Annotated in this window: 6 protein-coding genes; all 6 read right to left on the reverse strand. The window is 54.7% G+C overall.

Features of this window, described 5'->3' with window-relative positions:
• Positions 1-18 precede the first annotated feature (18 nt).
• On the reverse strand, positions 19-936 hold the full coding sequence (gene ppk2 / locus RE6C_RS06815) for a polyphosphate kinase 2 (protein ID WP_008655083.1): 918 nt from the start codon (positions 934-936) through the stop codon (positions 19-21).
• Positions 933-1,157, reverse strand: coding sequence for a hypothetical protein (locus tag RE6C_RS06820; RefSeq protein ID WP_008655086.1), 225 nt, complete (start codon positions 1,155-1,157; stop codon positions 933-935). Before RE6C_RS06820 ends, ppk2 begins: the two co-directional genes overlap by 4 nt.
• 12 nt (positions 1,158-1,169) lie before the next feature.
• Complete coding sequence (locus RE6C_RS06825) at positions 1,170-2,330, reverse strand: Na/Pi symporter (protein ID WP_008655087.1); 1,161 nt, start codon at positions 2,328-2,330, stop codon at positions 1,170-1,172.
• Positions 2,331-2,735: 405 nt separating this feature from the next.
• Positions 2,736-4,937, reverse strand: coding sequence for an exo-alpha-sialidase (locus RE6C_RS06835; RefSeq protein WP_008655089.1), 2,202 nt, complete (start codon positions 4,935-4,937; stop codon positions 2,736-2,738).
• Between the two features lie 270 nt (positions 4,938-5,207).
• Positions 5,208-5,852, reverse strand: coding sequence for a DUF3124 domain-containing protein (locus RE6C_RS06845; protein WP_008655092.1), 645 nt, complete (start codon positions 5,850-5,852; stop codon positions 5,208-5,210).
• 108 nt (positions 5,853-5,960) lie between these two features.
• Positions 5,961-6,269, reverse strand: a 309-nt coding sequence (locus RE6C_RS06850) for a carbonic anhydrase (protein ID WP_008655093.1), incomplete at its 5' end; no start/stop codon positions are given.

Consider the following 6,269-nt stretch of genomic DNA (forward strand, 5'->3'; position numbering starts at 1 on the left):
ATCCGATGCGATCCCGATTTAGTAGACCATTGGGACAAAGACTTCTTGAGGGAGCTCATTGCGTTTGTACTCATCGCTGTGCAAGCGATCCGGTAATTCCACCGTATCCTGTGGGACTTCGCGGTAAGGGATTTGCGAGAGCAAGTGATGGATGCAATTCAGGCGTGCTCTTTTCTTGTCGTTGCCTTCGACAACCCACCAAGGTGCCTCGGGAATGTGTGAACGTTCCAGCATGATTTCCTTGGCTTTGGTGTATTGCTCCCATCGTCGACGAGATTCCAAATCCATGGGGCTGAGTTTCCATTGCTTCAACGGATCGTTGATGCGGCATTGAAACCGAAACTCTTGTTCTTCATCCGTGATGGAGAACCAATACTTCAACAGGATCGTTCCCGAGTCAACGATCATCCGTTCAAAGTCGGGGACGGTTCGAAAGAATTGTTCGTATTCTTGATCGGTGCAAAATCCCATCACACGCTCGACCCCGGCGCGGTTGTACCAACTGCGGTCAAACAGCACGATCTCTCCGCCGGCAGGAAGGTGCGGTGTGTAGCGTTGAAAGTACCACTGCGTCTTTTCGCGTTCGTTGGGTGCCGGCAATGCGACAACGCGGCAAACACGTGGATTCAGTCGCTGGGTAATGCGTTTGATCGCACCGCCCTTGCCCGCCGCATCGCGACCTTCAAACAACACCGCGACTTTGACACGATTCGCGACCACCCATTCTTGAAGCTTCACCAGTTCCAGCTGCAGTTTCAGCAAACTGGCAAAGTACTCTTTGCGGCCAATTCTACCGCCGTCATCAGTGCTGCGTTTCGCGGAACGTTCCATCAACGCATCGCCGATCTCGGCCTCAATCTCTTCGTCGATGGAATCCAGGATGTCGTCGCGTATTCGGTCGTAGTCAGTGGATCGCTCGGATTCGGACACGGTCATTTCCCTCTGCGGTATTCTTCGACAAGGAATGCCAAGAATTCTCGGATCGATCGCAACGAGAACTCTGCACTCTTCATGTGGTTTTCAAGACCTTCGATCTGGATCTCTTGTTCGGCCTCTTCGCGGCGCTGCATTTCTGCTTTCAGTTGTTCGAGCGTCGATTCGGTGTCTTCGATCAAATTCCGAATCGTTTGCGTCGAGTAGTGTTGGAACCCGCTCATGGTTGGTGCCTCTTAAAGGATGCTGGAGATGCCCAGGCACAGCCCGGGGATGAGGAAGAACACACCAACGATGTACGCCAACGCGATCAATTTGTTTTCCGACGCGGTTGCACCCAGCCATTCGGCGGCGCGAACCGGCACGAATCGAAGGAAAGGGATGCCATAGATCACCAGGACTCCCAGCACGTTGTAGGTCAGGTGAATGAATGCAATTTGAAGAGCGGCAGATTGGTTCCCATCGACCGCCGTCGCGGCAAGCAGTGCGGTGATGCAGGTGCCAATGTTTGCCCCCAGCGTAAACGGGTAGATTTGTTTCAATCCGAAGGCACCGGATCCCGCCAGCGGCACCATCAACGACGTCGTCGTGGACGAGGACTGAACCAAAACGGTGACGAATGTTCCTGAGGCGATTCCTGAAATGGGGCCTTTTCCAATCGCAGCGTGCATGATGCTTTTCGCTCGCCCGACCATCAATTGCTTCAGCAGTTTGCCGACATAGTGAATGGTTAAAAAGATCATCACGATGCCGAGCAAAATCAGGATGATTCCGCCGATTCCATCGGACAGATTTTCAACCATATGTTTGGCGGTGTTCACCACCGGTGTTGTCGCGGCTTTGACGAAGTTCATTCCCTTCATCGAAGCGTTCTCAACGACGAAGAGACTTGCCAGTGAGCTGCCGAGTTTCTCTAGCAGCCCAAACATCATTTCAAGTGGCAGGAAAATCACCACCGACAACAGGTTGAAGAAATCGTGCACCGTCGCCGCGGCAAAGGCACGAGCAAACTCCTTTTTCTCGCGAACGTGACCGAGTGAAACGATCGTGTTGGTGATCGATGTGCCAATGTTGGCTCCCATGACCATCGGGACCGCAACGGAAACCGGCAAGCCTCCCGCAACCAACCCGACGATGATGGACGTCACCGTGGATGAGGATTGAATCAAAGCGGTTGCGACCGTTCCGACAACCAGCCCCGCAAAGGGATTGGTTGCGAACGCGAACATCTCTTCGGCTTCGTCACCGGTCGCCGTTTTGAAACCACTGCCAATCAACCCAACGGCGCAGATCAGCAAGTAGACCAGCACCGCAACAGTGATCCATTGCAGGATTGGGTTGCCGCTTTGAGTGGTGGTCATCTCTTCAGACACCGCTTCGTCCAAAGCGTCTTCCATAACGCTCTCGCTGGCTACATTCATGGGGAAACCGTGGGGGGTGAGAGCGAAGGCTCTTTCGATGAGGAGGGCCCGTTTGGCTCGGAACCGACCCGTTTGGAATGGTATCGTCCGAAGGCTGAGTAGGTTATGAGAAGCCGACTCGAATCGATCAAGCGTCTGATTCTGGTGTGTCAAATGGGACACTCCTCACCTCCTCATGCGAACCAGCGGCTTTTGCGGACGAATCATGAGTCCACCTGCCGGGCGCATTTCGATCGCGAATTAGAAGTTCATCAAAACTTCATGAACGAGCGAGGCTTTGAATTTTGAAGCCCCCGTGTCATCCGACCGATTTGACCGGCTTACACGTGTGGGCGAAACGGTTTCGAGCCAGTCTCTTTCCCAATCCGCTGAGAATCCGTTTCAACGATCGGCGGATGGTTTGGTCGCCAATGGTTTGCTGATCAGGCACCGCAGTTTTGAGTTCGGTGAAACCAGCTCCTTCGCCTCGATGTCGGCTTCCGTGAACCGAGCCATCAGCACTTCGCCGTCGGTGGCGCGATTGCGATCGTAGGAGATATAGATTGAACCGTTGGACGACTGAAAGCCATCGGGGTAGCTGATCCCTTTGCGTTCATCCAACATCAAACCGCCGAACCAAGTTTGCCCTTCATCGTCGGACAACCAAGCACTCAGGGCCACTCGTCCGCGATGTGAGTCAATGGCCTCGCCATGTTTGATCAGCAGCAAACGACCTGATTGCAAACGCCGGACATGGAATCTCGCGTTGGGATGTTTGACCTTCGATGCGACTGCCGCGGACCAAGTCTGACCGCCGTCGACCGATGTGCTTTCCATGATCCCTTTTCGAGTGCGAGCGAGCATCCAAAGTGAGTCATCATTCCGCTGGACGATCATGTGTTCGTGCCAGTCTGGATTGGGGAATGTTGCACGTCCTCGGCGATGCCAAGTCTCGCCCTGATCTTTCGAGACAAAGACGTTCGCACCTCGCAGGGGATCGAGGTTTTGGAAGCAGTTGCGAAACGCTCCCAGTCCACCACGCTCGTCCAGCGAAACCGGAAGCATCCAGTCTCCATTGGAAAGAACGGTTGGTTTGTTCAACGTCACTCCGTGCCAGATTCGACGAGGTGTGGACCATTCCGGATTGTCGGCATCAGGGTTCTCGCAAACAATCGCCCATACGCCACCACGTCCGTCGAACATGTCCATCGATTGATCGAAGAACAGCCAAAGTTTGCCGTTGGGGTCAGTCCACAAATTGCCGACCAAGATGCTGCGAGGACGCGGCAGTTCACTCGAGTGAGAATCCAGCACGAGCCGCGGCTGAGTCCAACTCTCTCCGTCGTCGTCACTGGTCGCGACCACGAAGAAGGCTTTGGGACTGTCACCACCCGCCACCCAGCACGCCCACAAACGACCGCCGGGGGTTTGCGAGATTCCTATCGTCATTCCGTAGTCCAAGTTCTCATAGCTGTACTCGGGTAGCGGTGACAGATTGGGCGTTGGTGGTACCAGAGCAAGGTCTGCCATTTCTTCGAGTTCGCGAATTTTGCGTTGCTCGTCGGAAACATCTTCGTCGGCCAATTTTCGCGGCGCAGCGACCATCAATTCCTCGATCTCATCTGCCAGCTGTTGAGGCGAGGATGCGATTTTGACGTAAGAATGCGCGGCCAATTTTTCGCGTGGTGGTTCCTGCAACCAAGAAGTGATGCCAGGTTCTTTCACCTCGACTCGACCGTTTTGGATCACTTGCCAGACCTTTGGTTCTGCACCGCGGACGGCGTACAACGCAGCGGCTTGGTCATAGCTCGGTTTGCCATTGTCAATGGACATCTTTTTGCCCGGCATCGGACGCAACTCATATGTGCGGCGGACCGGATTGTTTTTGGGTGTCGTTTTGAGTTTCGCTCCGGTCACCAACTGTTGGCCGACCTCGAATCCGTGCCAGATGATTTCGCCGGGCCAGTGATCCGCCACATACTGAGCAGCTTCCACATGGGTGGCGATGTTGGTTTCTCGTCGGTTCGATTTTGGGAAGTGACCACCCATCACAACCAGCCGTTGGACTTTGGTTCGAACCAGCTCGGGGGCCACTCGAACGAGTTCAGCCAAATTCGAAAATGCTCCGATGCTGCAAATCGTGACGCTTTGATCGGCCTCCGCGATCAGGGCTCTTCGATACACATCGATCGCATCTTTGGCATCCTTGTCTGCCGGCGCGTCGTGATCAAATTCGTCTCTCAAAGCAATTGTGTAGGGACTGGCTCGTTGCAAAGCGGTTGGCCCATTTTTGTCGGTCCCAATCGGGATGTCACCGCGACCGTAATAGGTGTTGATCGCGTCCACCGCAGCGGCCGATGCATCAGTGAGGTCACGTCGATTGGTAACGACCGCCAGGATTTCGCATTCACCTCGATCGGCCAACGCATGCAAAAGGGCCAGAGCACCCGCATCGTCGCAATCGCCCGACATATCGGTGTCGAGGATTAATTTCACGGGCTCGCGAATCGCCGAACGTTCATTGACCTGCGACACGCAAACAGCGGGAGCGACCGCAAACACGACAAGGGACGCAAACAGCAAACGAGGCATCGGTGACAGCATGGGAAAATCTCGGTGGGATCCGTCACGACAACCGGGGTCGCCTGCGGATCGATGGGACGGTGGGGAGGCGAAACGCGATCGGATTCGGACCTGGCTCATCGACCGAGTGGCGGTCCGTTCAATCGTTTCGGTGGGAGGTGGGAGGTGGGAGCGGTGACATTTTAATCCGATCCGCCGCTGGCTGAGGCCGGTCGGACCAGCGTAACAATCGCCGGTCGAACCAACCGTCAACGTACATGGTCGTTGCAGGAATGAAGCCAGCGAGGTTGTTCAGTCGCCTGCCGGAGCAATGTTTTCGGCGTCGGTTGAAAACTCGCCACCGGAACCGCTTTCGCGAATCGGGACAGCTGAGGAGGTGAACGAGATGCCTTGTGTATTGCTGGTGTCGACCATCACCGTTTCGACGATCGGTTGATTGACTTCGGTACCGGCTTTCCATTCGACGATGAAACTGGCTCCGCTACCACCAAATTTGTCGTTCCGTTCGATCACGAATTCAGTGGCGGCGAGAGGAGCGATTTGAAGCGGTTTCTGAAGCAACGAACGCAACTCTTTGCCGCTGGTGTCGAAGTACCGAACGGAGGTAACGACGATCTCATTGTTCACATCCGTGTTGCGAACGTTCAACGTGACCGTCAGCAAATAGGGTTCGCCCTTTTGATGATAAACGTGCGAATAGGCGGGCACGTACAAACGTTGTCCGGTGACGGGACGCCACGGCATCGTGTCCAGTTCCCGCCGAGCTTCGTCGCGAACGCTGGGCGTATAGTGAGGTAGGTTTTCTTCAATCGAGCGAAATCGAAATTCGATGAAAACCACCAACAACACGATCGGCAAGATCACAAATAGAAACGTCAGCAGCTTGAGATGCCGCGAAATTTGTTCTGCACGTTCTTCGCTGAAGGGAGTTGGCATTGCGGGTGCAAATGGGTTGGGTGGATGGGCGTGAATATAGTGTTCACGCCCATGATCTTTAAAGAATCTTTGGACGAATCGGTCACCTGACGACGTTCGCCCGAGACCTTACCCAGCCACGTCCGCCGCTTGGCCGGACGATGATTCGGGCACGGCACCCGAAACGCTGTCCCCGAGAAACTTCGTTTGACCAGTCTTCACATCATACAGCGCGCCAATCACCTTCACTCGCCCTGCTTCCACCGCTTCACGGATGATCCGGCTGCGTTTGACGATCTCATCGACCGTGTGCATCACGTTGTCTTCAGCCACCTTGTCGACGTACTGTTCCAGAGCGTCTTCAGTCAAATTTTCAATTGCTCGGGCAGCATCACTTGGGACACAAGGTGCAATCTCGTCGACGATCGATTGCAGGTG

It is taken from the genome of Rhodopirellula europaea 6C (genome assembly GCF_000338295.1).
GTDB lineage: Bacteria > Planctomycetota > Planctomycetia > Pirellulales > Pirellulaceae > Rhodopirellula > Rhodopirellula europaea.